The organism is Ruegeria sp. SCSIO 43209 (assembly GCF_019904295.1).
Lineage (GTDB): Bacteria > Pseudomonadota > Alphaproteobacteria > Rhodobacterales > Rhodobacteraceae > Ruegeria.
In genome coordinates, this window is the sequence record NZ_CP065359.1 from 112096 (window position 1) to 136542 (window position 24447).

The following is a 24447-nucleotide window of genomic DNA, read 5'->3' on the forward strand; positions in this document are numbered from 1 at the left end:
AGTCAGGCGACCGCCCGGCGATACAGGTGCCATGTGGCGTGGCCTAGAACGGGCATGACGACGATCAGCCCCAGCAACATCGGGATCGCGCCCAGTACCAACATCGCGGCCACAATGGCCCCCCAGGTCAAGATCACACCCGGGTTCTGACGCAAGACCCTGACCGAGGTTACGACGGCCACGGGAACGCCCACTTTGCGATCCAGCAACAGCGGAAAGCTGACCACGCTTAGCGCCAATGCGACCAGTGCAAACAGGAAACCGGTGGCGGTGCCGATGATGATCATGCTCCAGCCTGCTCCGGTGGTGAACACTTCTGTCACGAATGCCATGGCCGAAGCCGGAGGTTCTGGCCCTAGGGTTTGCGCGTAGATGCCTTGCGCGACCATCAGCCAGATCATCAATAGCATGACCAGATAGAAGCCCAATGCCAGTATGGCTCCGAAGGAAGGCGAACGGAATACGCCGAACGCGTCCAGCCAATGAACGTCTCCGCCCTGTTCCCTCTTGCGACTGATCTCATAAAGCCCGACGGCGGCGACCGGCCCGATCAGGGCAAAGCCCATGACAAGCGGGGCCAGCAGGGGCACCATGTCTTTGTTGAGCCCGATACCGAACATCAGCAGACCTGCGATTGGATAGATCAGAACGACAAAGATCGCATCGGCCCGGGTTTCGAGAAAATCGTTATATCCAGCTTTCAGGCATTCGCGCAGATCCTGCAGGGTCAGCGTATGCACCGTCGGCAGAGCCTGAACATCCGCGCTGCCGATCTCGGTCACGGATTCAGTGACATGATCGCTGGTTGCCCGCAGATTTCGGGCGACCCAGGTGATTGGGTTACCGATTGTCTTGTCCATGTTCATCCCCTTTTCTGGCGTGGGTGCGCCGCGGGATGCATCCGGCGTGGCAATTCGCGTGACCGGATCAGCCGGCAACGTCTGCCCAATTACAACGTCTCGATGCATTATAGCACATATTGCGAAATTTTGCCCGATCACCCTTGCAGAGCCGGAAGGATTGCTCTGCCGCACAGGCGTGTTAGCTTTGTTTCCACAGGCAAGGGAGGCATTCATGCAGCAGACAGCACGCACAGTCGTCATACACGAATCCGGCGGCCCCGAGGTTCTTCGGATTGAGGATCGCCCGCTTGGCGATCCCGGCCCGGGTGAGGTGCGCATTCGCCATCATGCCTGCGGATTGAATTTCATCGATGTGTACCAGCGTACCGGCCTTTATCCGCTGGAGTTGCCTCATGCGTTGGGAATGGAAGCGGCCGGAGTCGTTGAGGCGGTAGGCGAAGGCGTTACGCATCTTGCTCCCGGCCAACGCGCGGCCTATGCCGCAGGACCATCGGGAGCATATTCCGAAGCGCGCGTGATGCCTGCAGCACAGGTTTGTCCGCTGCCCGAGAGTATCTCGTTCCGCACCGCAGCGGCCATGATGCTAAAGGGCATGACGGTTGAATACCTGTTTCACCGCACAACGCCGCTGCGGCGCGGAGATACCGTGTTGTTCCACGCGGCTGCCGGAGGTGTGGGACTGATCGCCTGCCAATGGGCGAAATCCGAAGGCATCAAACTGATCGGGACAGCGGGAACGGATGAGAAATGCAGCCTGGCGCAGTTCAATGGCGCGTCACAGTGCATCAACTACCGGACCGAGAATTTTGTCGAGCGTGTGGCCGAGATCACCGGAGGCAAAGGGGTTGATGTGGTGATGGACTCCATCGGTGCGGACACGTTTGAGGGATCGCTGGATTGCCTGAAACCCTTGGGCATGATGATTTCATTCGGAAACGCTTCGGGGCCAGTGCCGCCTGTCGATTTGGGAATGCTTGCGCAGCGGGGATCTCTGAAGGTGACGCGGCCAACCTTGTTCACGCATATCTCGGATCACGCCACCTGTCAGGCGATGGCGCGACGCTTGTTTGGCAAAGTGGACGGGCGCGAGGTCAAGATCCATGTCGATCAGGAGTTTCCGTTGGATCAAGTTGCTGATGCGCATCGTGCTTTGGAAGCACGACAAACCACCGGCAGCACAGTCTTGGTGCCCTAGCGGCACGGGCCCGGCGCAAATAGCCGGGCCCTACTTTCTCATCAAAACCGATATGCGACGCGCAGTTGAACTGTAGTTGCGTCAACATCGACGCCCGATGAGTTGAAGTCGTCGAACTCATGATACAGAATCTCGCCTCCAACGCTGATATTGGGGGCTACGATCTGCTCATAGCCTGCGCCGATGAACCAGCCATCGTCACTGCCCAGATTATCGGTATCCGCATCGGCATAACCGGCGGTGCCATAAAGCAGGCCCTGCGGGTTCAACTTGTAGCCCGCGCGCGCTTTGAGCCGCCAGACATTCTCGACCGTGGCGGCGCCGGAAAGGTCTACGTCGCTCCAGTCATAGTCGAAGCCACCTCCGACGACCCAATCGCCCAGATCGTAATCATATCCAAGGATGATACCGCCGATCGCACCATCGCCGTCGACGCCTGATACGTTTGTGTCGATGTCCGCATAACCAAACTGCGCACCGCCGTAGAATCCAGTCCAGTTGCCTGAGGATTGCGCCATGGCGGATCCCGCAGCCAATACGGCGACCGAGGTGATCAGTGCCAATCTTCCTGTCATCGTCTCATTCCTTTCGCTCGAAACCTGCTGCCAATCAAATCTAATGGCAGCGTTATGATTGAATCTACGTTCCGGCCCTTAGGCCGGATCAGTGATGTTTTGACTGTCCCGAACAACTTTATTCTGGCCGGTGCCCCGGCGTGGGCCCACTCAGGTTGGGCTCTTTTCTCATATGCTAGATAGGGTGAAACATGATGCCTTCAAACGAAGATCGGCGGCAGATACGATCTGCCGCCGATGCACAAAGGTCTTGTCAGCGAATTATTGCTGTAGTTCAGCCGGGTCTTTGTCGGCGATGTCTTCCCAGTTCGCGCTGGCTTTCTCAACAAAGCCCGGAATGTCGCCTTCCCAACGCTCCTGAATGTCTTGTGACAGGTTCAGATACAGCTTGTTGTCGACGATTTTCCAGTAGTTCGGGTCACCATCGAACTTGAAGCCCATTGCGGTGCCAAATGCGCAGTAGCCGCCGTAAGCAGGCAGATAGGCCTCTGGGTTCGCCTCAAAAGCGGCTTTGTTCTCTTCCGATGCAAAACGGTACAGGGCGTCGTTGTGCAGCGTGGTGATTTTGTAATCACCCTTGGTTGCTTCGCCAACGGTGAAATAGGCAACCGGGTCATAGCCCTGCATTGCCAATCCGGTCGAGCTTGCGTTGATTTCGACGCCAGCCGCCATTGCTGAGCTTGCGATCGCAACAGACAGCGCGACTCCGCTGATGATGGATTTGAACGTGTTCATGACTTCACCTTTCGTGAATAGGCTCGCTGAAGAGCACTGTAATTTTGCCCGGGCGAACCGGATTTGATTGTCGCGACGCCTGTAATTGGCCGTCACAAAATCCCAGTTGGGGAATGGCCCGATCACGTTCAAAGCAATCAATTGTGATTGTGCAATCACAAAGACCGGTTGTTTATTCCTGCACGTCAGGCGCCAGCGCCAGGACAAAATCCACCACCTTTTCCGCAGGCATTTCGCAGGGGCGAAGCAATGCGCCGCTTTTCTGTGTGAGATAAAGGTTCAGGCTGATGTAATCCGGCCCGCCCAATTGATGAGCCACCAGTTTGTGAGATTTCCCGCAGGCCATGATCTGATGCGATACCAAATATCGATGCGGCCCAACGGAACCGGTGAACGTGCCGACCGGCAGATCATGGAACGCTTTCAGAAACGCGCTGGGCGCTGTCACGATTTCCCGATTTTCGGTTCTGTCCCCGCCTTGATCCGCGCTAGGTTGGCGCTGTGCCGCCAGTAGAGCAGCAAGGTCAGAGCAATTCCAAGAACGAAGGTACTGCCATCTGTCAGCACCATGATCCAGGTGGTGGATAGGGCGGCGGCGGCCAGCGCACCAACGGATGAAATACGCCAGATCAGCGCCGCGACCAGCCATGTCAAGCAGCAGGCGACACCCACGCGCCAGTCAAGTGCCAGCCAAAGGCCCAGAAAAGTCGCAACGCCTTTGCCGCCTTTGAAACCCAGCCAGACCGGAAAGCAATGCCCGAGGAACGCGGCCAATGCGGCGATCTGCGTGGCATCTTCACCAGCCAAAGCGCGTGCCAGCAGAACAGCAACGGCACCCTTGGCTGCATCAAACAGCAATGTCAGCGCTGCCGCTACCTTATTGCCGGTTCGCAGGACGTTGGTTGCGCCGATATTGCCCGACCCGATTTGCCGCAGATTTCCCAGACCCATCACGCGCGCGACGATCATGCCAAAGGGTATGGACCCAAGCAGGTATCCTAACGCGGCCCACAGGATGAGCTGAGTCATTGTGCTGTCGATCAGGGGCATCAGGCTCTCCGGTACACTTCTTGTCCAGCGACAAAGGTTGCGGTGACCTTACCCTGCATCCGCTGACCGTCAAACGGTGTGTTCTGCGATTTCGATTTCAGCGTAAATCGGTCCAGAACAAAGGGAACATCCGGGTCGAACTGCACCAGATCGGCAGGCGCGCCTAGGGCCAGGCGACCGCTCTCCAACCCCAGCCGTTTGGCCGGATTGAGGGCCATGGCGCGGAACAGGGTCGGCAAGTCCAGCTGTTCGGAATGATATAGCCGAAGCGCAGCAGGCAGCAGTGTTTCCAGCGCCACCGCGCCCGAGGCCGCCTCTTCAAACGGCAGACGCTTGCTTTCCTCATCCTGCGGCGTGTGCATGGAACTGATCGTGTCTATCAGACCGGTTCGCACTGCTTCGATCACCGCTTGCCGGTCATCTTCGGATCGCAGCGGGGGCTTGATCTTGAAGAAGGTGCGATAATCAGACACGTCCAATTCGTTCAACGTCAGATGGTGGATTGACGTGCCTGCTGTGATGTCCAGCCCGTTGCGCTTGGCGCGCTCCAGTGCAGGCAGGGCGCGGGCGGTGGTGATCTGATCGGCGTGATAGGCGGCCCCGGTCATTTCAAGCAGGGCGATGTCGCGGTCCAACCCCATACGCTCGGCTATAGGCGATACGGCAGGCAAGCCTCGCAGTGCGGCGAATTTACCGCTGGTGGCCGCGGCACCGCTGCTCAGGCCCGGCTCTTGCGGGTGGGCAATCACAAGCGCGCCACAGGATTTGGCGTAGGTCAGCGCGCGTGAGAACACCTTGGTATTGGTGATGACATGATCGCAATCGGTGAAGGCCACAGCTCCCGCATCTTGCAGGAACCCGATCTCGGTCATCTCACGCCCTTCGCGTTCTTTGGTCAGGGCGGCCATTGGCAAAACGTTGACCGGAGCGTCCGCTTGCGCGCGGCGGGTGGCGAACTCCAGCGTCTCGGGTGTGTCGACGGCAGGCAGAGTATCGGGACGGGTGACGATGGTTGTCACACCCCCTGCAGCCGCAGCCAGACCTGCGGATTTATAGCTTTCTTTGTGCCGCTCACCGGGCTCACAGACCTTGACGCCAATGTCGACAATTCCGGGGGCGAGGCACTGCCCACCGCAATCGACCACCTGCGTGTCAGCGTCTGGGGCCGTGCCTTCATCAAGCGCTGCGATCCGACCATCGGCAATCTGCAGCCAGCCGATGCTATCTGTGCCAGCTTCGGGGTCGATCAGGCGAGCGTTAGTAAAAATCAGATTGCTCATGCCATGGCCCTTTCGATTGCAGCTTTGGTGGCGGCGGGGTCCGCCTGATATTTGATCAGGTGCTTGTCGCCGCCTTTTGTGACGATCTGGACAAAGCTGCCAATGGTATTGACCGCCTGAATTTGGTTCAGCGCCACCTTACGCGGACCAGGACCGGTGAGAGTGGTGCCCGTCATTTCCCACTTGGCGACCAGTTCTTCCGAAGCCAAATACCAAGCGCGGATGGTGATGGCGGCCAACCCTGCGGGCGCGCCGGTCCAGACGTAAGGGTTGCCTATCAACCAAAGCAAGACCATCGCAGCCGCCATTGCAAACGCGGCGAGCCATGCGTTGGTGCGGATATAAGCGCCCTTGTCTGGCGTGAATGTTACAGGATCAGCCACAAGGCACCTCCGACGGCGATCAGAATCAGCAAGGCAATGACGGCTGAACCGATGCGGCTTGGTTTATTATCCACTGGCGGGCTTTGCGCGGCCGAGAACGGTTTTGCGCTTTCGGTCTCAATCGTGCCGCCGGACCAGTTGGTAGCCTCTTCGGTGAACAGGCCAATCAGATGCAGGCGGGGATCGAGGGAAAGGGTTGCAGATCGACCACCCAGCGCCGCACTGCGCAGGACCATCACCCAGCCTTCGATGGCCTCCAATTTCGTGCGGTCCAACTGGTCTTCCGAGACACCGCAGCCTTCGCTGAGATAGCCATAAAGCCCGAGATCTTCGAGGTCGGATACCGGAAAAATGTCGATTTGTTCTGGATCCAGCCCCTCGACACCCAACACCTGATCAACAGCCCCCGGTTCGCGCAGGAATTTCGCTTCTTCCGGGCGCATGTCCAGCGAGAACAGGCGGATCACACCGCGCTCATGGGGGGCGATGATCAGATCGTTCATGCGGCTTCTCGCACGTTGCGCGCCAGCAGGTCCATGGCGGCCATGCGGACGGCAACGCCCATCTCGACCTGTTCCTGAATGACGGATCGGTTGATGTCATCGGCCAGAGTGCCGTCGATCTCGACCCCGCGGTTCATTGGACCGGGGTGCATCACGATGGCGTCTGGCTTGGCCAGCGCCAGCTTTTCAGCGTTCAGACCGTAGCGGTGATAATATTCGCGTTCCGAGGGGATAAAGCCGCCGTCCATCCGTTCCTTCTGAAGGCGCAGCATCATCACAACGTCGACGTCTTTCAGACCCTCATTTATATCATCATAGATCTCGGCCCCGAATTCCGCGAATTGCGACGGCACCAGCGTCGGCGGGCCGATCAGACGGATGCGGTTTTCCATCTTGCCCAGCAGGATCAGGTTCGATCGCGCCACGCGCGAATGCGCCACGTCTCCGCAAATCGCGATGTTCAGCCGGTGTAGGCGGCCTTTGGCACGGCGGATGGTCAGCGCGTCCAGCAGGGCTTGCGTCGGGTGCTCATGCCGCCCGTCACCTGCGTTCAGCACGGCGCAGTTTACCTTCTGCGCCAGCAGGTCCACCGCGCCGGAATGAGGATGCCGCACCACCAGCAGATCGGGATGCATTGCGTTCAGCGTCATTGCTGTATCAATCAGCGTCTCGCCCTTTTTGATCGAACTGGCCTGCATCGCCATGTTCATCACATCCGCGCCCAATCGCTTGCCCGCAATTTCGAAACTCGCCTGCGTACGGGTCGAGTTTTCAAAGAACATGTTGATTTGAGTCAGGCCCGACAGCACATCGGAATGCTTAGCCGATTGCCGGTTCAGATCGACATAGGTTTCGGCCAGATCAAGTATAGCGGTGATATCGGATTGCGACAGATGCTCGATGCCAAGAAGGTGACGATGGGCGAAACGCATGGGCGGGCTCCTGTCTGACAATCGGACCGCTTATAGGAAGCCATGCAGGCCAAGGCAACCTAAGGTTCCGACCCTTCGGTTAGTTTCTCACATCCGCCTTCGGGCAGGCATTGTTCCCCTGGTTTGCACCACTTGCCATAGCCACAATCAATGGCCTTGATCGGAACACAGCCCTGATAAGCCGAGCATTTAAAGCCGGGTCGGCATTGCGAACCGGTTTCTTCACACAGAAACCAGCCGGGGCGCGAACATCCGCCGCCCGGCAAGCAGGATGAACCGGCTCCGCAACTCCTGCCATCGGCGCAGGTTGTGGATGGAGCGGGGACCAAATCCGGTCGGCTGCGCTCGCATTCACCGCGTCCGTTGCAGAAGCTACCACCGGGGCAATCCAAGCGCGAGGTGCACTTATTCGCCCCAGCAGGGGCGCAACGGGTTCCTCCTGCCACGCAGCGCTCGAACGGGCCGCAGGTGCGCCCACCTCCACAATAGGTGTGTCCCGGAGGGATACAGCGGCCATCAAAGCTGCAGCGCTGGCCTGCGGGGCAACAACCGCGCCCGCATTGCAACTGTCCGGCGCGGCATTGTGTATCCCGATCAAACAGCTGCGCACTCGCCGAACCGCCAGAGGTTGCCAGCAATAGAGCAATCAGAAGGAATCGCAGAAATGACAGCATGACCCTGCCATGGTCGGTGCGACCCTGTGCCATGGCAAGGTCTATTCGCTTTCCCTCGGTCAAAAGCTGGTTAGATTGAGGGTTATGGAATCGGGCTTGGACCATCATACCGCGCGGGCGCTGCTGGAATGGCAGATCGAGCTGGGCGCAACCGAGGCGATCGGCGACGCGCCGGTAGATCGCTATGCGTTGCCGGACAAAGCGGCCAAGGCTAAGAAACCAGCTGCGGTTGAACCTGCGAAAAAACCAGAGCCGGTCGATGCCGCAGCTGTTGCAAAACAGGCGGCGAAAACCGCTGGATCGCTCGTCGATTTGCGTGCGGCGATGGAGGCGTTTGATCTTTGCGACCTCAAACGCGGCGCGCGGCAGTTGGTGTTTGCCGATGGCACCCCCGGTGCACGGGTAATGATCATCGGCGAAGCGCCCGGCCGTGATGAGGATCGCGAAGGTAAGCCCTTTGTCGGGCGCGCTGGGCAATTGCTGGACCGGATGCTGGCCGCGATTGATCTGGATCGGCGCGAGAATGTCTACATTACCAACGTGTTGCCGTGGCGGCCCCCGCAGAATCGCGATCCCAAGCCGGAAGAGATTGGCATGATGAAGCCGTTTCTGGAACGGCATGTGGCGTTGGCCAAGCCCGAGGTGCTCGTGGTGATGGGCAATATTAGCTGTCAGGCCTTGCTGGGCAAACGCGGTATCACGCGGCTGCGCGGGAAATGGGATCAGGCGCTGAACCTGCCGGTCATCCCGATGTTCCACCCGGCCTACCTGCTGCGTCAACCGCAGATGAAACGTCAGGCCTGGGCCGATTTGCTGGATTTGCAAGCAAGGCTGAGGGGCGCGGGATGAGAGTTCTGGCGTTTTCCGATCTTCATATGGCGCGCAACCGGGCCGCTGATCTGGTGGTCGCCAGCGCCGAGGCTGATCTTGTCATCGGAGCGGGGGATTTTTGCAATGCGCGGCGGGGCCTGAAAGAAGCGATGCAGATGCTGTCGGGCATTGCAGCGCCGCTGATCCTGGTGCCGGGCAACGCTGAGAGCGCCGAGGAACTGACAGCCGCTGCGCCCGAAGGCGCGCATGTTCTGCACGGGACGGGCATGACATTGGATGGTCTGCGCCTGTTCGGGCTGGGCTACGGCGTGCCGGTGACGCCTTTCGGAGACTGGTCCTGCGATCTTACTGAAGCTGAAGCATCGGAACTGCTGGACCGGTGCGAGGCTGCGGATGTTCTGATCGCGCACTCTCCGCCAAAAGGATATGGGGATGTGACATCGCAAGATGTGTCGGTCGGCTCGACCGCAGTTCGTGACGCGGTTGAACGCATCCAGCCCGATTTTGTCTTTTGCGGTCATATCCACGACAGTTGGGGATACCGCGGCATGCTCGGGCGGTCTCAGATCGCCAATCTGGGCCCAAAACCACATTGGTTCGAGGTAACAACGTGATCGAGACAGTGACATTGATGGCCTTCATCCCAGCCGCACTGGTGCTGAATTTCACACCCGGCGCTGACATGATGTTCTGTTTCGGGCAAGGGTTACGGTCTGGGTCACGCCCAGCGATGATGGCCAGCCTCGGTGTTTCGACGGGTCTGATGGTGCAAGTTTTGCTGGCGGGGCTTGGACTTGGGGCGTTGGTATCAGCCGTGCCTTGGCTGTTTGACGTTATCCGGTGGATGGGCGTTGCTTATCTATTGGTTCTTGCATGGGGCGCAATCCGGAAAGGGGCAGTGTCGGACGATGCAGCAATCAAGCCTGCTCATTTCGCGTTTCGCGAGGGGTTGCTGGTGAACCTGACCAATCCCAAGGTCATTCTGTTTGTTTTGGCCTTTATCCCTCAGTTCGTGGACCCAGCAAACGGCCCGGTTCTGCTGCAATTCCTAACCTTTGGTGCAATTATCACCTTGGGCAGCATTCTGGTGAACGGGGTGGTCGGTATCTTTGCGGGCGGAGCAGGGCGCATTTTGATCTCAAACCCACGCGCTTCACGTATCATTGGATGGGTCACGGGCGGGATATTCGCGGCTCTTGCCATCCGGCTTGCCATTATGGAAAGGGCTTGACGACATATGTCGCGCATTGATGAAAGCATTGAGTTCATCCCCGTCCGCATTGCGGTTCTGACTGTGTCGGATACTCGCTCGCTGGACAACGACCGCTCGGGCCAGACGCTTGTCGACCGGATCGAAACGGCTGGACATTCAGTGGCGGACCGCAAGATCATTCAGGACGAACGCGCCCAGATTGCCGAGCAATTGCGCAGTTGGATCGCGGATCCTGAAATCGACGTCGTGATCTCGACCGGCGGCACAGGTCTGACGGGTCGCGATGTTACAGTCGAGGCGCACCGGGACGTTTATGAAAAAGAGATCGAAGCGTTTGGCACCGTTTTCACCATCGTGTCTATGGAAAAGATAGGTACTTCTGCCGTGCAGTCCCGCGCCACAGGCGGAGTTGCAGGCGGAACCTATCTGTTTGCGTTGCCGGGCAGCCCGGGTGCCTGCAAAGACGCTTGGGATGCGATTCTGGAGAAACAGTTCGATTATCGCCACCGGCCCTGTAATTTCGTTGAAATAATGCCCAGATTGGACGAACACCTGCGACGGAAGTAGACTGGTTCTGCGTTTAACGGATCATAACCGCTTTGTGGCTTGGCATTTTTTGCGACCCGGCTACCTTTGCGGAAGGCAGCATGTGCGACCAAAGGTGAGTGACCGATGCGATTTCTGCGGCAAAGCCTTGTTGGGGTGTTCCTGGCGTTTCTGACGCTGGGCCTGTTGATCGTTGCCGCACAGATGATCTCGGGCGCGGTTCAGGATGTGCTGACGCGGGACAATCAGGCACCTGAGGCGCGGGAACGCATATTCGCCGTTACCGTACGAACCGCCGAGCCGGAAACCGTCACTCCTTATCTGGAAGCGTTTGGCCAGATTCAAAGCCGCCGCCGGTTAGAGCTGCGCGCGGCCTTGGGTGGGCGCGTTGTATCACTGGCCGAAGACTTTGAAGATGGCGGTACCGTAACGGCGGGAGAATTGCTGGTCGAACTGGACCCAGCCGATATGCAATCGGCTCTGGACCGTGCCAAATCCGATCTTCTGGATGCCCAGTTTGAAGAGCGGGACGCCGAACGCTCGCTGCTGTTGGCGCAGGATGAGTTGAAATCAGCCGAGGCACAGGCCGAACTTCGCGACCGGGCGCTGCAGCGCCAGCAGGACCTGCAGACGCGAGGTGTCGGGGCTGCTGCAAGCGTCGAAGAAGCGGAACTGGCCGCAACATCGGCTCATCAGGCAGTTCTCGCGCGCAGGATCGCTTTGGCGCAGGCCGAATCTCGTGTGGATCAGGCAACAACCTTGTTTGCGCGGGCTCGTATCGCGTTGGAAGGGGCCGAGCGTGACCTTGAGGATATGACGATCCATGCCGGGTTTGATGGGACGCTGACCGAGGTCACTTTGGTTGAAGGCCGCTTGGTCGCGGCCAACGAAAAGCTGGCCGAACTCGTCGACCCCAATGCGCTTGAGGTCGCGTTTCGGGTTTCCACCGCGCAATTCGTGCGGTTGCTGGACGCGCAGGGTGATCTGATCTCAGCCCCGGTGACTGTATCGCTTGAGGTCACGGGGACCGATCTCACTGCCACCGGCCGGATCAGTCGCGATAGCGGCGCGGCGGGTGAAGGGCAAACCGGGCGTCTGATCTATGCGCGTCTCGACGACGCGCCGGGATTCAAGCCGGGGGATTTTGTCACCGTTTCGATTGAAGAACAGCCGCTCGATAATGTGGTCCGTCTGCCATCCTCGGTTCTGGACGCCACGGGCAACGTGCTTGTTCTCGGCCCCGATGACCGGCTGGAACCGTTGGCTGTGCAATTGATCCGTCGTCAGGGCGATGAGGTGCTTTTGCGTGGTGAAGGCCTGGAAGGCCGCGAGGTTGTGATTGGCCGGACGCCTCTGCTGGGTTCGGGTGTACGTGTGCGGCCCCTACGGATTGAGGCGAACGCTGAAACTGATCCGGGCATGGTCGAGCTTTCGGACGAAAAGCGCGCTCAGCTTGTGGCTCAGGTCGAGGCCAGTGATGCAATGTCTCAGGAAGACAAAGCCCAAGTATTGGGCCAGTTGAGCGAGGCCAAAGTGCCCGCCACCCTAATACGCCGTCTTGATGACAATCGGGCCGGGGGCTAAGCGCGATGATCCGCGACATTCCCAACGCGGCGGGCGGTATCCTCAGCTATTTCACCCGGCACCGGACTGCGGCCAATCTGTTGCTGCTGATCATGCTGGTGCTGGGGGCCGCCGCGATCCCCAACATGCGTGCACAGTTCTTTCCTGATGTGATTCTCGAACGCGTCGATGTGAACGTTCAATGGGACGGCGCAGGCCCCGAGGATGTCGACAATGGCATCGTCCAATTGCTGGAACCTGCGTTACTGGCGGTTGAGGGTGTTGCCAGTACTGAATCGACCTCACGTGAGGGAACTGCGCAGGTCCGGCTGGAGTTTGAGCCGAACTGGGACATGTCTCGCGCGGTTGAGGAGGTCCGGACCGCCGTCGATAGCGTCACCAACCTGCCCGAAGACGCCGAGGAACCAACCATCAGGCGCGGCGCTTGGCGGGATCGTGTCACGGATGTTGTCATAACAGGGCCCATAGAAGCTGAACAACTGGCCAAATTCACCGATGAATTGATCAGCCGCCTATTCGCGGTTGGTGTCACGCGCACCACGATCCGGGGACTGGCCGCGCCGCGTGTGGTGGTCGAAGTCCCCACCGCACAGTTGATCGCCAATGATATCTCGCTTTCGGACATTGCCGAGGCCATCGCGGCAGAAGTCACCGCGAACCCTGCGGGCGATGTCACAGGTGCCAATGCGCGTATTCGGACAGGCGTTGAGAAACGCACCCCGGAAGAGATCGAGGGTATCGCCCTGCGCAACTTTGCCGATGGTTCAAAGCTGGTTGTGGGCGATGTGGCTGAAATTCGGGTCGAGGGGGTCACGCGCAACCGCAGCTATTTCGTGGGTGACAATCCGGCGATGTCGATCCGCGTCGACCGGTCCAATTTGGGCGATGCCATCGGAATTCAGCGCGATGTCGAGGATGTCGTGGCCGAGATGCAGGCCAGCCTGCCCGAAGGTATCACGATTGAGCTGATCCGCACCCGCGCACAAGCGATCACCGACCGGCTGGATATTCTGGTCGACAATGGGCTGGTCGGGCTTGGGCTGGTGGTTTGTCTACTCTTCTTGTTTCTGAACGCCCGCATCGCTTTCTGGGTGGCTGCCGGTATTCCGGTGGCAATGTCTGCGGCGATTGCGCTGATGTATCTGGGCGGGTTGTCGCTGAACATGGTGTCTCTGTTCGGTTTGATTATTACCTTGGGCATCGTGGTTGATGACGCCATCGTCGTGGGAGAGCACGCCGATTTCCGTGCCCGCCGTTTGGGCGAAGCGCCAATCGTCGCCGCAGAACGCGCTGCCCGCCGAATGGCGATGCCGGTGTTTGCTGCAACAGTGACCACGGTCATCGCCTTCTTTGGTCTCACCGCCATCGGTGGCCGCTTCGGAGAGCTGATCCGAGACATCCCGTTCACCGTTATCGCTGTCCTGATTGCCTCACTGATCGAATGCTTCCTGATCCTGCCGAACCATATGGCCCATGCCATCGCGCATTCGGCTAAGGAGCATTGGTATGACTGGCCCAACCGGGTTGTGAACAAGGGCTTCCGCTGGGTGCGCGACCACCTGTTCCGCCCGTTGGTCGCGTGGGTGGTCTGGGCACGGTATGTGGTTGTTGCACTGATGGTGGTGATACTGGCCAGTCAGATCGCTCTGTTCATTCGGGGTGATGTGAATTGGCGGTTCTTCAACGCACCGGAACGCGGCTCGGTCACGGGCAATTTCATCATGGTCGAAGGGGCGACGCGCGCTGAGACGCTGGAAATGATGCGCATGGTCCAGGAAGCCACGGAAGAACTGGGTCAGGTTTACGAAGAACGCCATGGCCGCAATCCAATCGAATACGTTCTAGCCGAGGTTGGCGGTTCGGCCGGATGGGGGCTGCGCGCGGCGGATGGCAAGGATGACGATTTGCTGGGCGGCATCTCGATCGAGCTGATCGATGCCGACTTGCGCCCCTATTCCAGCTTTGAATTTGTGGGCGAGCTGCAGGATTTCGTGCCGCGCCACCCGAAGGTCGAGCTGCTTAGCTTCCGTGGTTGGCGTTCAGGGCCCGGTGGCGACGCGATTGACGTGCAGTTCTATGGTGCGGATGTGAACACGTTGAAATCTGCATCCGAGGACCTCCAGGCGGAACTTGCGAAATACCCGGAAGTTTCAGCGCTCGAGGATAACCTCGCCTATGACAAGGAAGAGTTCATTCTGGACCTCACCGCGCAGGGTCAGGCGCTGGGTTTCCGCATCGAAACACTGGGCCGCGTGTTGCGAAACCGGCTGAACGGGATTGAGGCCGCGACCTTCCCGGATGGTCCGCGTAGCACCGAGATTCGGATCGAACTGCCTGAGGGCGAACTGACTGCTGATTTCCTCGAACGCACATTGATGCGGACTCCGGATGGCGTTTATGTCCCGCTCGCCGATATCGTCTCGGTCGAGCGTAAATCGGGTTTCTCGACCGTCCGGCGCGAAAATGGTCTGCGGGTCATCTCGGTGAATGGTGATATTTCCGAGGACGACCCGGCGCAGGCTGCCGAAATCGCCCGCGCCATGCGCGAAGAGATATTGCCAAACATCGCCGCCGAACGGCAGGTCGAATGGCGCATGGCTGGCCTGAGTGAGCAAGAGGATGAATTCCTGTCCGAGGCCCGCACAGGCCTGATCCTGTGTCTGACCGGAATTTATCTGGTATTGGCTTGGGTCTTTGCCAGTTGGACAAGGCCCTTGGTGGTCATGGCGATCATTCCCTTTGGCCTCGTGGGCGCGATCTGGGGGCATTACCTGTGGGGCGTGCCGTTAAGCATGTTCACCGTCGTCGGCCTGTTGGGCATGACCGGGATCATAATCAACGACTCGATTGTTCTGGTGACCACAATCGACGGATACCGGAAAGAGCGCGGGTTGGTGCCGTCAATCGTCGAAGGCACGGCAGATCGATTGCGGCCTGTGATGCTGACCACGCTGACCACGGTACTCGGGCTGACGCCCTTGATGTACGAAAGCTCGCAGCAGGCGCAGTTTTTGAAACCGACCGTGATCACACTGGTCTATGGGCTGGGCTTTGGCATGGCCCTGATCCTGCTGCTAGTGCCTGCATTGCTGGCCATCCTAAACGACATCTCACGCCCGATGACATCGATGAGACGGGCCTTGCGAGCGCCGGACAGGGTGGTGCGCAATGCCGTGCGCGCAACGGGCGCAGCGTTGGCGATCTGGCTGGGGGCCTCGATGATCTGGCCCGTAGTGACAGGTGCGCCGTTGGCGCTGCTCTCGGGTCTCTACCCAGCCGCCGAAGGTCCAAGTGTGTTGCAAATGGGTTTTGGCGTTTTCGTAGCGGGTGCGACCGTGATCCTGCTGGTAGGTGTCGTGCTGTCCAGCGTGCTTTATGCACGCTTGTCGGATCGGGTCGAGGCTTGATCCATCTCTAAAGCACGCCGCAAAAGATCGGGAACGCGGTCGCTCATTGGCAGGTCGCCGCTGGTGATCTGGTCCACCGGAAACCACTGAGCGTCCTGCGCGTCGTCTGCAGCGACAGGCGTGCCGGTTACATAGCGACACGCAACTCCGACCAGCAGGTAGTGCGCCCGGGTCTGCCCGCTATCATCGCGCAGCAAAAGGTCGAGATTGTCGAGATAGACCAAAGGCTCAGCAATCACACCGGTCTCTTCCCGCAGCTCGCGGGTGGCGGCGTCCAGAACCGTTTCACCCCATTCCACATGGCCGCCTGGAAAGCCCCACAACCCCTGATCGGGTTGCTTGCTGCGTTGCACCAAAAGTACCTGGCCATCGTGCAGCACGACAGCCAAGGCACCGATCTTTGGGGTCTGGCTCATCCGGTCAGCCTGCGCTGCATCCTTGGATATCGACAGCGTGGTTTGCCCCCAGAACCGTGATGCGCACTTCGGACCGATCCAGCGCAAATGGCCCGCCGGAGGCACCGATAATCTCCGAGCTTGCAATCAGGGTGTTGCCCTGACGGCGTGTATCGGGCTGCGATGCCCAGAGTGCCGGGTTTCCTGGTTCAATGACGGCGAATTCGGACCCGCCCGCTGAAGGCATGGTGATACGCGCCTCGATCCGCATTCCGTCTGCAGTGGGAGTCAATTGGCACGTCGCATCCGCCACGCCTGCTTCGCGTTCGGAAAACGGGCGCTGGGCGAGGGCTGCGGCGATGGCCGGATTGCGTGCAGCGTCGGCATCCATTGTGTGATCGAATTGCAACCGACCCGGCACGCAGACATCCTTACACACGCCCAAGTCCATCTCGCCGCGCAAACGCACGGGTTTGGCAGGGTTCTTAGGCGTGATTTCGACGGGCAGTACAAGTTGATCCTCATACCCGACCGAGCGCAGCCCGTTCTGATCAAACACATGCGGCGCGGGCCACGTGAAGGCTATGTCTGCAATATTGTGAGAGCCTTTCCAATCAAACTGTGGCGGAATGCCCGCATCGCCGGGTGCGCGCCAATAGGTCTTCCACCCGTCCTTGAGCTTTAGACGCAAGGCCCCCTGATAGGTACCTTCGGCGGTTTTGCCGCCGTCCAACACCTCAATCTGAACCAGATTATCAACCCCCTGCGCAATGGCGGGGGCACCAAAACAAAGGCTAACGGCCAACACGGCTGCAGCAGATTTGCAAAGCGCTTTCATATGCAGAACATGCGCATTCCGGTCGTGATTGCCAAGTCACGTTCCGGTCACTTCTGTGAAATGCACGGAAATCCCGGCTGATCCCTTGCCATTCCCCGGTTCACAGGGTCATTCTAGGGATATCCTATGGCGCAAGAGATATCTGCTGATGGACCTTACGGGAAAACTGTTGATTGCGATGCCCGGAATGGGCGACCCGCGATTCGAGCATTCGGTCGTCTATATCTGCAGCCATGGTGATGACGGCGCGATGGGATTGATCGTGAATAAGCCTTCGGACTTGCGGATCAAGACCTTGCTGGAACAGCTCAACATCCCGTGTCGGATACCCGTAATTGGCGAACGGCTGGTGCAGTTTGGCGGCCCGGTCGAGATGTCGCGTGGCTTTGTCCTGCATAGCGCAGATTACGAGGCGAATCTGCATTCAATGCAGATTTCCGAAGATTTCAGCATGACCGCAACGCTGGATGTGCTCGAGGATCTGGCCTCGGGCAAGGGGCCGCTGAATTCGATGCTGACTTTAGGTTATTCCGGCTGGGGGCCGGGTCAGTTGGAAGATGAGATCGCGATGAATGGTTGGTTAACGACTGATGCGTCGTCGAAACTGGTCTTTGATGTCCCTGATGACGAGAAATGGGAGGCGGCTTTGGCTACGCTTGGTGTTGATCCGCTGACCCTATCAGCCAGTGCAGGCCGCGCCTAATCGCGAGGGGCTGCTGCGCGGCGTAGACGGTCGTTGATGGCCGCACCTAATCCGTGATGGGGAATTGGTGATACGGCGATTGGCCGACCGGTATCGTTAAGTTTGTGAAGGGCGGCAAACAGGCTGGCGGCGGCCTCGGGCAGGTTGCAGGTGCTGGAGAGGTTCAGATCACAATCAACAGGGCCAAAACCCAGCAACACCTCGTCCCCCTGCCGTGACCGGGCGTTCAGCCGCACCGGCGCGTCCGGCGCGTAATGGGATTGCAACTGCCCCGGCGCAGTAAGCAGATCGCCGGGTTGGTGGTGATGCAGTTCTGCCTTTAGAACCTCTTCGATTTGTTCCAATGCGACACCACCTGGACGCAACAAGGCAGGGGTGCCGGCCAGACCCACAATAGTGGACTCAAGCCCGACACCGCACGGCCCATCGTCCAGAACTGCGGCTATGCGTCCCTCCAGCCCCGCTCGGACATGGGCCGCCGTCGTTGGGCTGATCTGACCAGAGGGGTTGGCCGATGGCGCTGCCACAGGACCGTCAAAAGCGGTCAGTAAAGCCTGCGCTGTGGGATGCGCAGGCACGCGAACGGCCAGAGTATCCAAGCCAGCTGTGACCAGCGACGAAATCCCGTGATCGGGGCACAGAGGAAGAACCAGAGTTAACGGTCCGGGCCAGAAGGCATCAGCCAACAAATCAGCCTGATCGGTCCATTGGACAAACCGTTTGGCGGTCTCGGTTGAGGCGACATGGGCGATCAGTGGGTTAAAACTGGGTCGCCCCTTGGCTTCATAGATCGCGGCCACAGCCTTGCCGTTCCGTGCATCGCCACCCAGTCCATAGACGGTCTCGGTCGGGAAAGCGACCAGCAGCCCCTGTCGCAACAGGTCAGCGGCCTTGGCGAGCCCGTCGGCGTTTGCTGGTAAGTCTTGAGTGCCGAGAAGGGTCATGGATCGTGACGCCGCGTTTTGGTTGCTTGCAGTTCAGGTAACGGTAGGTAATCGTGCCAGCCCAGATGAATACCGGCGTGGGGCCGGGATTCCAACCCCACGCTGACAACTTGCCAGAACCAGAGGGAAACCATGCCCTATCGCGCCCCGATCTCAGACTATGAATTCCTGTTCCGCAACGTGATCGGCTTTGACCAGATCGCCGCGACCGAAAAGTTCTCGGAAGCCAGCGAGGATGTGGTCAGCGCCATTCTGACCGAAGCCGGAAAGCTGTGCGAAGAGGTCATGGCCCCGCTGCAGCGCCCCGGCGATCTGGAACCGGCCCGATTGGAAAACGGCGTGCTGCGAACGTCTCCAGGCTATGCCGAAGGTTGGAAAGCAATTGCCGAAGGCGGCTGGATCGGGATGAGCGGCGATCCCGAATATGGCGGTATGGGTCTGCCCATGACCATGACCACTGCCGTGAATGAGATGATGAGCGCGGCCTGCCTGTCGCTGCAACTGGCCCCGCTGATGACCCAAGGCCAGATCGAGGCGCTGGAGCATCACGCAAGCGATGCGTTGAAGGCGCTCTATCTGCCCAAGATGATGGCGGGTGAATGGTCAGGCACCATGAACCTAACCGAACCGCAGGCCGGATCGGATGTGGGCGCGCTGACCTCGAAGGCCGAAGACAATGGCGACGGCACCTATTCGGTGACCGGGCAGAAGATCTATATCTCTTGGGGCGACAACGACTTTGCCGAGAATGTCTGCCATCTTGTTCTGGCCCGCCTGCCAGACGGTGTTCCGGGAACCAAAGGGATTTCGCTGTTTCTGGTGCCGAAATACATACCCGACGAGAACGGCAACCCCGGCGTGGCCAATGACCTCAAGGTGGTCTCGCTGGAACACAAGATGGGTCTGCACGGCTCGCCCACCTGCTTGATGCAGTATGACGGGGCCAAGGGTTGGCTGGTCGGCAAGGAACATGGCGGCATGGCCGCGATGTTCACCATGATGAACAACGCGCGTTTGGGCGTTGGTGGCGAAGGTGTGGGCGTCGCCGAGGGCGCTTATCAACACGCGTTGGCCTATGCGTTGGAGCGTAAGCAGGGCAAGACGCCCTCGGGCACGATCATCGACCATGCGGATGTGCGGCGGATGCTGATGTCGATGCGCGCGGATGTGTTTGCGGCGCGGGCGATCATGCTGGCCAATGCAGCTGCAATCGACATGGCGCAGGCCACGGGTGAGGCCGATTGGGCGGCACGTGCGGCGCTGCTGACGCCGATCTGCAAGGCTTTTGGCACCGAGACCGGCATGCGCGTTTCCGAGACCGGCGTTCAAGTGCATGGTGGCATGGGCTTCATCGAAGAAACTGGTGCTGCACAATATTATCGCGATGTCCGTGTGACCGCGATCTACGAGGGCACCAATGGTATTCAGGCCATGGACCTCGTAGCGCGCAAGATGATGGATGGGGGTGAGGCGGCCTCGAACCTTCTGGATGAGATCGAGGATCAAGCTGAGAAGGCGCGCGCCACGATGCCTGAACTTGCTGGTCCTGTTTGGGAAGCTTCCGAGTCGCTGCGGGAAGCGACGGAGTGGCTCGTTGCTCAATCGGATATGAACAACCGGTTTGCTGGCGCGGCTTCGTATCTAAAAGCGTTCGCGCGGGTTCTGGGCGGGCATTACCATCTGTCAGCGGCGCTAGCCGATCCCGATGGACCGCGCGCCAAGTTGGCACGTTATTATATTAATGTGCTGCTGCCTGAACATACGGGCTTGCTTGCGCAGGCGCAGAACGGGGCGGATGACCTCTATGCCCTCAGCCCAGAGGAACTGGCGGTTTGATGGATGGCGAGGCTCCGCAAGTGATGCGATATCCGTGGGAGGAACCACCCGCTCCTGGCGAATGGGTCGAAGTTGCAGAAGGAGTTCTGTGGATTAGGCTGCCTTTGCCGATGGCGCTGGATCATGTGAATGTCTATGCACTTGATGATGGCGACGGCTGGACCATAGTCGACACAGGGCTTTCTTCAAAGAAAACACGGGGAATCTGGCAGGCCCTGATGGAAGGGCCATTGGCTGGCAAACCCGTCCGTCGCGTTGTCGTGACTCATCACCATCCTGACCATGTCGGCAATGCGGGCTGGTTCCAGTCCGAGCATGGTGCAGAACTGGTCACCAGTCGTACCGCATGGTTGTTCGCACGTATGCTGACGCTGGATGTGCAAGAGAATTGGCCGAAGGAAACGTTGGATTATTACCGCAGCGCGGGGATGGATCCGGACGTGCTGGCCGGTCGGATGGCCGAGCGTCCGTTCAACTTTGCCGACGCCGTGTACCCTATGCCGCTGGGATTTACCCGTGTCAAACAGGGCGACGTGATCCGCATGGGTGGCCGCGACTGGGATGTTCACATGGGCAACGGCCATGCGCCCGAGCATTGCACCTTCTGGAGCCGCGAGGACAATCTGGTGCTGACCGGTGATCAGATCCTCAGTTCGATCAGTTCCAACTTGGGCGTCTATGCCACCGAGCCGATGGCCGATCCGGTGGCCGACTGGTTGGAGGCGTGCGAACGCCTGCAACCGCTGGCCCGGCCCGATCATTTGGTTTTGGGCGGGCACAAACTGCCGTTCACCGGGTTGCCGATCCGCATGCGGCAGTTGATCGATAACCACCACGGCGCGCTTGAGCGTCTGCTGAACGATCTCGATCAACCCAAAACTGCCGCCGAGTGCTTTGCCCCGCTGTTCAAGCGCCAGATCAGGGGCGGGGAATACGGCCTCGCGCTGGTCGAGGCGGTTGCACATATGAACCATCTCTACCACATTGGAGCTGTCGCCCGGACGCAGCGCGCGGACGGAGCTTGGGAATATCAGCGCAAAGGGTAGAGCAATGGACAAGATCGAAACCTCAGCCGAGGCAGCGGAATCTGCGGCGTTGCCGCGGTGCTATGAGGTGCACGCCAACCCTGAAGCGGCATCGGGGAACAAGGATTTGCCCAAGCCATTGCAAAAGCCGGTCGAAAGCAAAAGCCCTGCTCAATGGGCCTATGAGCGGCTGATCATGTATATTCAGAATTTCGAGAAGACTCTGGATGGCGATCATGAGGTTGCCATGGGATTCACCGGTGGTGATGCCGGTGTAATGCGGATCGAGGGCATGGGCTATTTCGATCCGGATGTGATTACCTTCTATGGCTCGGACGGAGGCGGCGCCAAAACGCAGCTCGTCCAGCATGTCAGCCAGTTGAATGTGATGCTGCGTGCCTTGCCGAAATCGATCGAGGATAAACCAGCCAACCGCATTGGTTTCCGGCTGGCGGCTGATCTGGAAGAAAGCTGACGCCCACTCTTGCAATTCACACTTACGCAGCCTTGAATGGATAGACCATTCAGGAGGCAACCGCGTGACCAATTTCTCAGCCGTTACAACTGCCTACCGGGGCGCATGGGCGCGGCGGCGCGTGTTTGTGCCTGTTTATGTCGCCGTTCGGTTGCTGTTGGTTGCACTGATCGCTCCGGGCGTTGCCATCGCCGTCAATGTTGCTGTTTCATTGTCTGATCAATCGGCGCTGACGGATCAGGACATTGCGATGTTCCTGCTGTCACCAGCGGGCTTCATCGCTGCGGTTGTAGTTCTCAGCCTGTTCTTACTGGCCGAGGTCTTTGTCTTCTCGGTCATGGCCGGATCATTGCGGATGGGTGAGCGTGACCCTTGGCGCGCGGGCAGTGCTTCCATCCGGTTGATCCTGACGCGTTTACCTGCGCTTTTCGGCTTTGCCGCACGGTTCATTTTGCGTGTGCTGGTACTTGCGCTGCCTTTTGTCGCCGTGGCTGGCCTGATCGCCTGGTGGATGCTGACTGAATACGACATCAACTATTACCTCACCTTCCACCCGCCTTCATTCTGGGTCGCAGTGGTGCTGATCGGATTTGTGGTGCTGTGTCTGGCTTGGGTTCTGATCCGCAGGCTCTCGGCCTGGGCGCTGTCGCTGCATCTTGTATTATTTGAGGGCTGCAAACCCGCCGAAGCCTTCTCCACCAGCACGGATCGAATGGAAGGAAAACGCGGTCGCCTCAAGATCGAGCTCGGCCTTTGGCTTGCGATGCGTCTCGTGATCGCCGCACTGATTGCCTTTGTGGCCGGACTGTTGTTCGATCTGGTGCCGTTGCAGGAAAGCACGAACCTGCGCTTTGCGCTGATCCTCAGTATGATCGTAGCGGGCCTATGGTCGCTGGCTGGGCTTGTGCTTGCAGCCGTCGCTCTGGGAGCATTGGCGGTTCTGCTGGATGGGTTCTTCGACACACAAGGCCGAGAGGTCTCTCATCCCGAACCCGGCAACCTGCGCGCGCCGCTTTACGCTGTGGTCGGTGGCGCGGCAATCGCCCTGCTGATCGGGCTCTGGTCCGGGCAGGAGTTGCTGGTCCGCATTCAGGCCTCCGATCATGCGGATGTCATTGGTCATAGGGGTGCGGCGGCGATAAGGCCGGAAAATACCATGGCGGCAGTGTTGAAGGCTATCGAAGATGGCGCCGATTGGGTTGAGATCGACGTTCAGGAGACTGCGGATGGTGTGGTCATCATCGCGCATGACAGTGATTTCATGAAACTGGCGGGTGTGCCGCTCAAGGTCTGGGACGCAACCATGGAGGATATAGCCGAGATCGATATCGGCAGCTGGTTCGGCCCCGAATATGCTTCGGAACGGACGCCCACGCTGCGGGATGTTCTGGAAGCTGCGAAGGGCAAATCCAAGGTCATCATCGAGCTGAAATACTATGGCCATGACGTCGACCTGGAAAACCGAGTTACCACGATTGTCGAGGAGCTGGATATGCAGGATGACATCGCCACCATGTCATTGAAATATCCGGCCGTGCAGAAGATGAAAGCGCTGCGCCCCGATTGGCGGGCAGGCGTTCTGGCCGCGACCGCGATAGGCGATCTTTCAGGGCTTGAGGGCGATTTCGTGGCCGTAAACGCAGCGACGGTATCTCCGGGTCTGATCCGCTCGGTCCATGAGGCGGGCAAGGACATCTATGTCTGGACGGTGAATGACCCGCTACAGATGTCGGCCATGGCATCGATGGGGGTCGACGGGCTGATCACCGATCGTCCTGCCATGGCCCGCGAAGTGCTGCGTGTTCGTGCCGAGATGGGACCGGGCGAGCGTCTGATGCTATGGTTGGCGACGACGTTCGGATTGTCTATCGATACTGCCGAGATGCGCGATGCGAACCCGTGAACTCACCCTCATTCTGGCCTGTTGCGCGCTGCCTGCAGCTGCGCAGGACCTGATGCGTAGCGTGGAAATGCCCGCTCACCGGGCGTTGGCCGACACGATAGAAGGCGCTGAACTGACCCCCTTTGAAACGGATGGCTGTTCGGGCGGATTATCTTCCAGCTGGCGTATGGTTGCCGAGACCTTTCCGAAGTTCAGTCTGCTTTATGAAGAACACCCGCCATGGGAGTACTGCTGCGTTACTCACGATCGCGCCTATTACAACGCAGGCGGCGCATCGCAGGCCGAGGCCAGCTTTGACGCCCGGCTCGCTGCCGATGACGCGCTGCGCACCTGTGTCAAAACCCACGGCGAAAGCCATGCTGATGAATATGCCGAACGCTATGATATGACGCCGGATCAAATCCGCTCGGTTCATTCGATCACCTCCGAGGCGATGTTTCTGGCCGTGCGTTTTGGGGGTGGTCCCTGCAGCGGGTTGCCCTGGCGCTGGGGGTTTGGTTATCCAGGCTGCACGATTTTTGGACCAACTGCGCGCGAATGACGTCGTGACAGGCTCT

25 protein-coding genes are annotated in these 24447 nt (G+C 59.2%); 13 read left to right on the plus strand and 12 right to left on the minus strand.

The window, feature by feature from the left end; genetic code table 11:
* Positions 1 to 2: 2 nt before the first annotated feature.
* Entirely contained in the window at positions 3 to 860 is an 858-nt protein-coding gene (locus I5192_RS00570; protein ID WP_170408392.1) for a DUF2189 domain-containing protein, read from the minus strand.
* 214 nt (positions 861 to 1074) lie between these two features.
* Between I5192_RS00570 and I5192_RS00575 the strand changes: the two genes are divergently transcribed.
* Positions 1075 to 2058 (plus strand): quinone oxidoreductase, encoded by a 984-nt coding sequence (locus I5192_RS00575; protein ID WP_223117514.1) that lies wholly within the window; start codon positions 1075 to 1077, stop codon positions 2056 to 2058.
* Between the two features lie 41 nt (positions 2059 to 2099).
* On the opposite strand, the gene I5192_RS00580 is transcribed toward I5192_RS00575, so the two are convergent.
* The 8 genes from I5192_RS00580 to I5192_RS00615 all read right to left on the minus strand — a co-directional run bounded on the left by I5192_RS00580 (position 2100) and on the right by I5192_RS00615 (position 7516).
* A complete protein-coding gene (locus I5192_RS00580; RefSeq protein WP_170465891.1) occupies positions 2100 to 2633 on the minus strand; it encodes an outer membrane protein in 534 nt (177 codons plus the stop codon).
* Positions 2634 to 2894: 261 nt separating this feature from the next.
* A complete protein-coding gene (locus I5192_RS00585; RefSeq protein ID WP_170395661.1) occupies positions 2895 to 3368 on the minus strand; it encodes a YHS domain-containing (seleno)protein in 474 nt (157 codons plus the stop codon).
* A 172-nt stretch (positions 3369 to 3540) separates the two neighbouring features.
* Positions 3541 to 3816, minus strand: coding sequence for a hypothetical protein (locus I5192_RS00590; protein ID WP_223117515.1), 276 nt, complete (start codon positions 3814 to 3816; stop codon positions 3541 to 3543).
* Positions 3813 to 4418 (minus strand): glycerol-3-phosphate 1-O-acyltransferase PlsY, encoded by a 606-nt coding sequence (gene plsY / locus I5192_RS00595; RefSeq protein ID WP_223117516.1) that lies wholly within the window; start codon positions 4416 to 4418, stop codon positions 3813 to 3815. The genes I5192_RS00590 and plsY overlap by 4 nt, the downstream gene beginning before the upstream one ends.
* Complete coding sequence (gene pyrC / locus I5192_RS00600) at positions 4418 to 5698, minus strand: dihydroorotase (RefSeq protein ID WP_223117517.1); 1281 nt, start codon at positions 5696 to 5698, stop codon at positions 4418 to 4420. The genes plsY and pyrC overlap by 1 nt, the downstream gene beginning before the upstream one ends.
* Complete coding sequence (locus tag I5192_RS00605; RefSeq protein ID WP_170597242.1) at positions 5695 to 6081, minus strand: hypothetical protein; 387 nt, start codon at positions 6079 to 6081, stop codon at positions 5695 to 5697. Before I5192_RS00605 ends, pyrC begins: the two co-directional genes overlap by 4 nt.
* Positions 6066 to 6584 carry a hypothetical protein gene (locus tag I5192_RS00610; RefSeq protein ID WP_170408385.1) on the minus strand — a complete coding sequence of 173 codons (519 nt, stop codon included), beginning with the start codon at positions 6582 to 6584 and terminating at the stop codon, positions 6066 to 6068. Before I5192_RS00610 ends, I5192_RS00605 begins: the two co-directional genes overlap by 16 nt.
* Positions 6581 to 7516 carry an aspartate carbamoyltransferase catalytic subunit gene (locus I5192_RS00615; RefSeq protein ID WP_170566212.1) on the minus strand — a complete coding sequence of 312 codons (936 nt, stop codon included), beginning with the start codon at positions 7514 to 7516 and terminating at the stop codon, positions 6581 to 6583. The genes I5192_RS00610 and I5192_RS00615 overlap by 4 nt, the downstream gene beginning before the upstream one ends.
* Positions 7517 to 8274: 758 nt before the next feature.
* Between I5192_RS00615 and I5192_RS00620 the strand changes: the two genes are divergently transcribed.
* The 6 genes from I5192_RS00620 (at position 8275) to I5192_RS00645 (ending at position 15771) form a co-directional block, all read left to right on the plus strand.
* A complete protein-coding gene (locus I5192_RS00620; RefSeq protein WP_170514155.1) occupies positions 8275 to 9039 on the plus strand; it encodes a uracil-DNA glycosylase family protein in 765 nt (254 codons plus the stop codon).
* The gene (locus I5192_RS00625) at positions 9036 to 9635 is read left to right on the plus strand and encodes a metallophosphoesterase (protein WP_170395679.1); all 600 of its coding nucleotides are present in this window, start codon (positions 9036 to 9038) and stop codon (positions 9633 to 9635) included. The genes I5192_RS00620 and I5192_RS00625 overlap by 4 nt, the downstream gene beginning before the upstream one ends.
* Positions 9632 to 10252, plus strand: coding sequence for a LysE family translocator (locus I5192_RS00630; protein WP_170423650.1), 621 nt, complete (start codon positions 9632 to 9634; stop codon positions 10250 to 10252). The genes I5192_RS00625 and I5192_RS00630 overlap by 4 nt, the downstream gene beginning before the upstream one ends.
* A 6-nt stretch (positions 10253 to 10258) precedes the next feature.
* Positions 10259 to 10801, plus strand: coding sequence for a molybdenum cofactor biosynthesis protein B (gene moaB / locus I5192_RS00635; protein WP_223117518.1), 543 nt, complete (start codon positions 10259 to 10261; stop codon positions 10799 to 10801).
* Between the two features lie 105 nt (positions 10802 to 10906).
* Entirely contained in the window at positions 10907 to 12364 is a 1458-nt protein-coding gene (locus I5192_RS00640; protein ID WP_170513173.1) for an efflux RND transporter periplasmic adaptor subunit, read from the plus strand.
* A 5-nt stretch (positions 12365 to 12369) separates the two neighbouring features.
* Positions 12370 to 15771 carry an efflux RND transporter permease subunit gene (locus tag I5192_RS00645; RefSeq protein WP_223117519.1) on the plus strand — a complete coding sequence of 1134 codons (3402 nt, stop codon included), beginning with the start codon at positions 12370 to 12372 and terminating at the stop codon, positions 15769 to 15771.
* Here the strand turns inward: I5192_RS00645 and I5192_RS00650 are convergent.
* Complete coding sequence (locus tag I5192_RS00650) at positions 15738 to 16187, minus strand: NUDIX hydrolase (protein WP_170612826.1); 450 nt, start codon at positions 16185 to 16187, stop codon at positions 15738 to 15740. The two genes, I5192_RS00645 and I5192_RS00650, sit on opposite strands and share 34 nt — an antisense overlap.
* 4 nt (positions 16188 to 16191) lie before the next feature.
* The gene (locus I5192_RS00655; RefSeq protein WP_223117520.1) at positions 16192 to 17004 is read right to left on the minus strand and encodes a protein-disulfide reductase DsbD domain-containing protein; all 813 of its coding nucleotides are present in this window, start codon (positions 17002 to 17004) and stop codon (positions 16192 to 16194) included.
* Positions 17005 to 17152: 148 nt separating this feature from the next.
* On the opposite strand from I5192_RS00655, the gene I5192_RS00660 reads away from it, so the two are divergent.
* On the plus strand, positions 17153 to 17707 hold the full coding sequence (locus I5192_RS00660; protein ID WP_170395693.1) for a YqgE/AlgH family protein: 555 nt from the start codon (positions 17153 to 17155) through the stop codon (positions 17705 to 17707).
* Here the strand turns inward: I5192_RS00660 and I5192_RS00665 are convergent.
* A complete protein-coding gene (locus I5192_RS00665; RefSeq protein WP_223117521.1) occupies positions 17704 to 18651 on the minus strand; it encodes an L-threonylcarbamoyladenylate synthase in 948 nt (315 codons plus the stop codon). The two genes, I5192_RS00660 and I5192_RS00665, sit on opposite strands and share 4 nt — an antisense overlap.
* Positions 18652 to 18783: 132 nt before the next feature.
* On the opposite strand from I5192_RS00665, the gene I5192_RS00670 reads away from it, so the two are divergent.
* The 5 genes from I5192_RS00670 (at position 18784) to I5192_RS00690 (ending at position 24431) form a co-directional block, all read left to right on the plus strand.
* Complete coding sequence (locus I5192_RS00670; RefSeq protein ID WP_223117522.1) at positions 18784 to 20487, plus strand: acyl-CoA dehydrogenase; 1704 nt, start codon at positions 18784 to 18786, stop codon at positions 20485 to 20487.
* Positions 20487 to 21533 carry an MBL fold metallo-hydrolase gene (locus I5192_RS00675; RefSeq protein WP_223117523.1) on the plus strand — a complete coding sequence of 349 codons (1047 nt, stop codon included), beginning with the start codon at positions 20487 to 20489 and terminating at the stop codon, positions 21531 to 21533. Before I5192_RS00670 ends, I5192_RS00675 begins: the two co-directional genes overlap by 1 nt.
* A 4-nt stretch (positions 21534 to 21537) precedes the next feature.
* Entirely contained in the window at positions 21538 to 21987 is a 450-nt protein-coding gene (locus tag I5192_RS00680) for a DUF6173 family protein (protein WP_170395701.1), read from the plus strand.
* 64 nt (positions 21988 to 22051) lie between these two features.
* Positions 22052 to 23890, plus strand: a complete 1839-nt coding sequence (locus I5192_RS00685) for a glycerophosphodiester phosphodiesterase (protein WP_223117524.1) — start codon at positions 22052 to 22054, stop codon at positions 23888 to 23890.
* Positions 23877 to 24431, plus strand: a complete 555-nt coding sequence (locus tag I5192_RS00690) for a hypothetical protein (RefSeq protein ID WP_170423670.1) — start codon at positions 23877 to 23879, stop codon at positions 24429 to 24431. The genes I5192_RS00685 and I5192_RS00690 overlap by 14 nt, the downstream gene beginning before the upstream one ends.
* The last annotated feature ends 16 nt before the right edge of the window (positions 24432 to 24447 follow it).

What these genes read in the sequence shown, in the direction of transcription:
- I5192_RS00570 (WP_170408392.1), bottom strand. Translation starts at nt 860, where the DNA reads ATGGACAAGACAATCGGTAACCCAATCACCTGGGTCGCCCGAAATCTG.
- I5192_RS00575 (WP_223117514.1), top strand. Translation starts at nt 1,075, where the DNA reads ATGCAGCAGACAGCACGCACAGTCGTCATACACGAATCCGGCGGCCCC.
- I5192_RS00580 (WP_170465891.1), bottom strand. Translation starts at nt 2,633, where the DNA reads ATGACAGGAAGATTGGCACTGATCACCTCGGTCGCCGTATTGGCTGCG.
- I5192_RS00585 (WP_170395661.1), bottom strand. Translation starts at nt 3,368, where the DNA reads ATGAACACGTTCAAATCCATCATCAGCGGAGTCGCGCTGTCTGTTGCG.
- plsY (WP_223117516.1), bottom strand. Translation starts at nt 4,418, where the DNA reads ATGCCCCTGATCGACAGCACAATGACTCAGCTCATCCTGTGGGCCGCG.
- pyrC (WP_223117517.1), bottom strand. Translation starts at nt 5,698, where the DNA reads ATGAGCAATCTGATTTTTACTAACGCTCGCCTGATCGACCCCGAAGCT.
- I5192_RS00610 (WP_170408385.1), bottom strand. Translation starts at nt 6,584, where the DNA reads ATGAACGATCTGATCATCGCCCCCCATGAGCGCGGTGTGATCCGCCTG.
- I5192_RS00615 (WP_170566212.1), bottom strand. Translation starts at nt 7,516, where the DNA reads ATGCGTTTCGCCCATCGTCACCTTCTTGGCATCGAGCATCTGTCGCAA.
- I5192_RS00620 (WP_170514155.1), top strand. Translation starts at nt 8,275, where the DNA reads ATGGAATCGGGCTTGGACCATCATACCGCGCGGGCGCTGCTGGAATGG.
- I5192_RS00625 (WP_170395679.1), top strand. Translation starts at nt 9,036, where the DNA reads ATGAGAGTTCTGGCGTTTTCCGATCTTCATATGGCGCGCAACCGGGCC.
- moaB (WP_223117518.1), top strand. Translation starts at nt 10,259, where the DNA reads ATGTCGCGCATTGATGAAAGCATTGAGTTCATCCCCGTCCGCATTGCG.
- I5192_RS00640 (WP_170513173.1), top strand. Translation starts at nt 10,907, where the DNA reads ATGCGATTTCTGCGGCAAAGCCTTGTTGGGGTGTTCCTGGCGTTTCTG.
- I5192_RS00645 (WP_223117519.1), top strand. Translation starts at nt 12,370, where the DNA reads ATGATCCGCGACATTCCCAACGCGGCGGGCGGTATCCTCAGCTATTTC.
- I5192_RS00650 (WP_170612826.1), bottom strand. Translation starts at nt 16,187, where the DNA reads ATGAGCCAGACCCCAAAGATCGGTGCCTTGGCTGTCGTGCTGCACGAT.
- I5192_RS00655 (WP_223117520.1), bottom strand. Translation starts at nt 17,004, where the DNA reads ATGAAAGCGCTTTGCAAATCTGCTGCAGCCGTGTTGGCCGTTAGCCTT.
- I5192_RS00660 (WP_170395693.1), top strand. Translation starts at nt 17,153, where the DNA reads ATGGACCTTACGGGAAAACTGTTGATTGCGATGCCCGGAATGGGCGAC.
- I5192_RS00665 (WP_223117521.1), bottom strand. Translation starts at nt 18,651, where the DNA reads ATGACCCTTCTCGGCACTCAAGACTTACCAGCAAACGCCGACGGGCTC.
- I5192_RS00670 (WP_223117522.1), top strand. Translation starts at nt 18,784, where the DNA reads ATGCCCTATCGCGCCCCGATCTCAGACTATGAATTCCTGTTCCGCAAC.
- I5192_RS00675 (WP_223117523.1), top strand. Translation starts at nt 20,487, where the DNA reads ATGGATGGCGAGGCTCCGCAAGTGATGCGATATCCGTGGGAGGAACCA.
- I5192_RS00680 (WP_170395701.1), top strand. Translation starts at nt 21,538, where the DNA reads ATGGACAAGATCGAAACCTCAGCCGAGGCAGCGGAATCTGCGGCGTTG.
- I5192_RS00690 (WP_170423670.1), top strand. Translation starts at nt 23,877, where the DNA reads ATGCGAACCCGTGAACTCACCCTCATTCTGGCCTGTTGCGCGCTGCCT.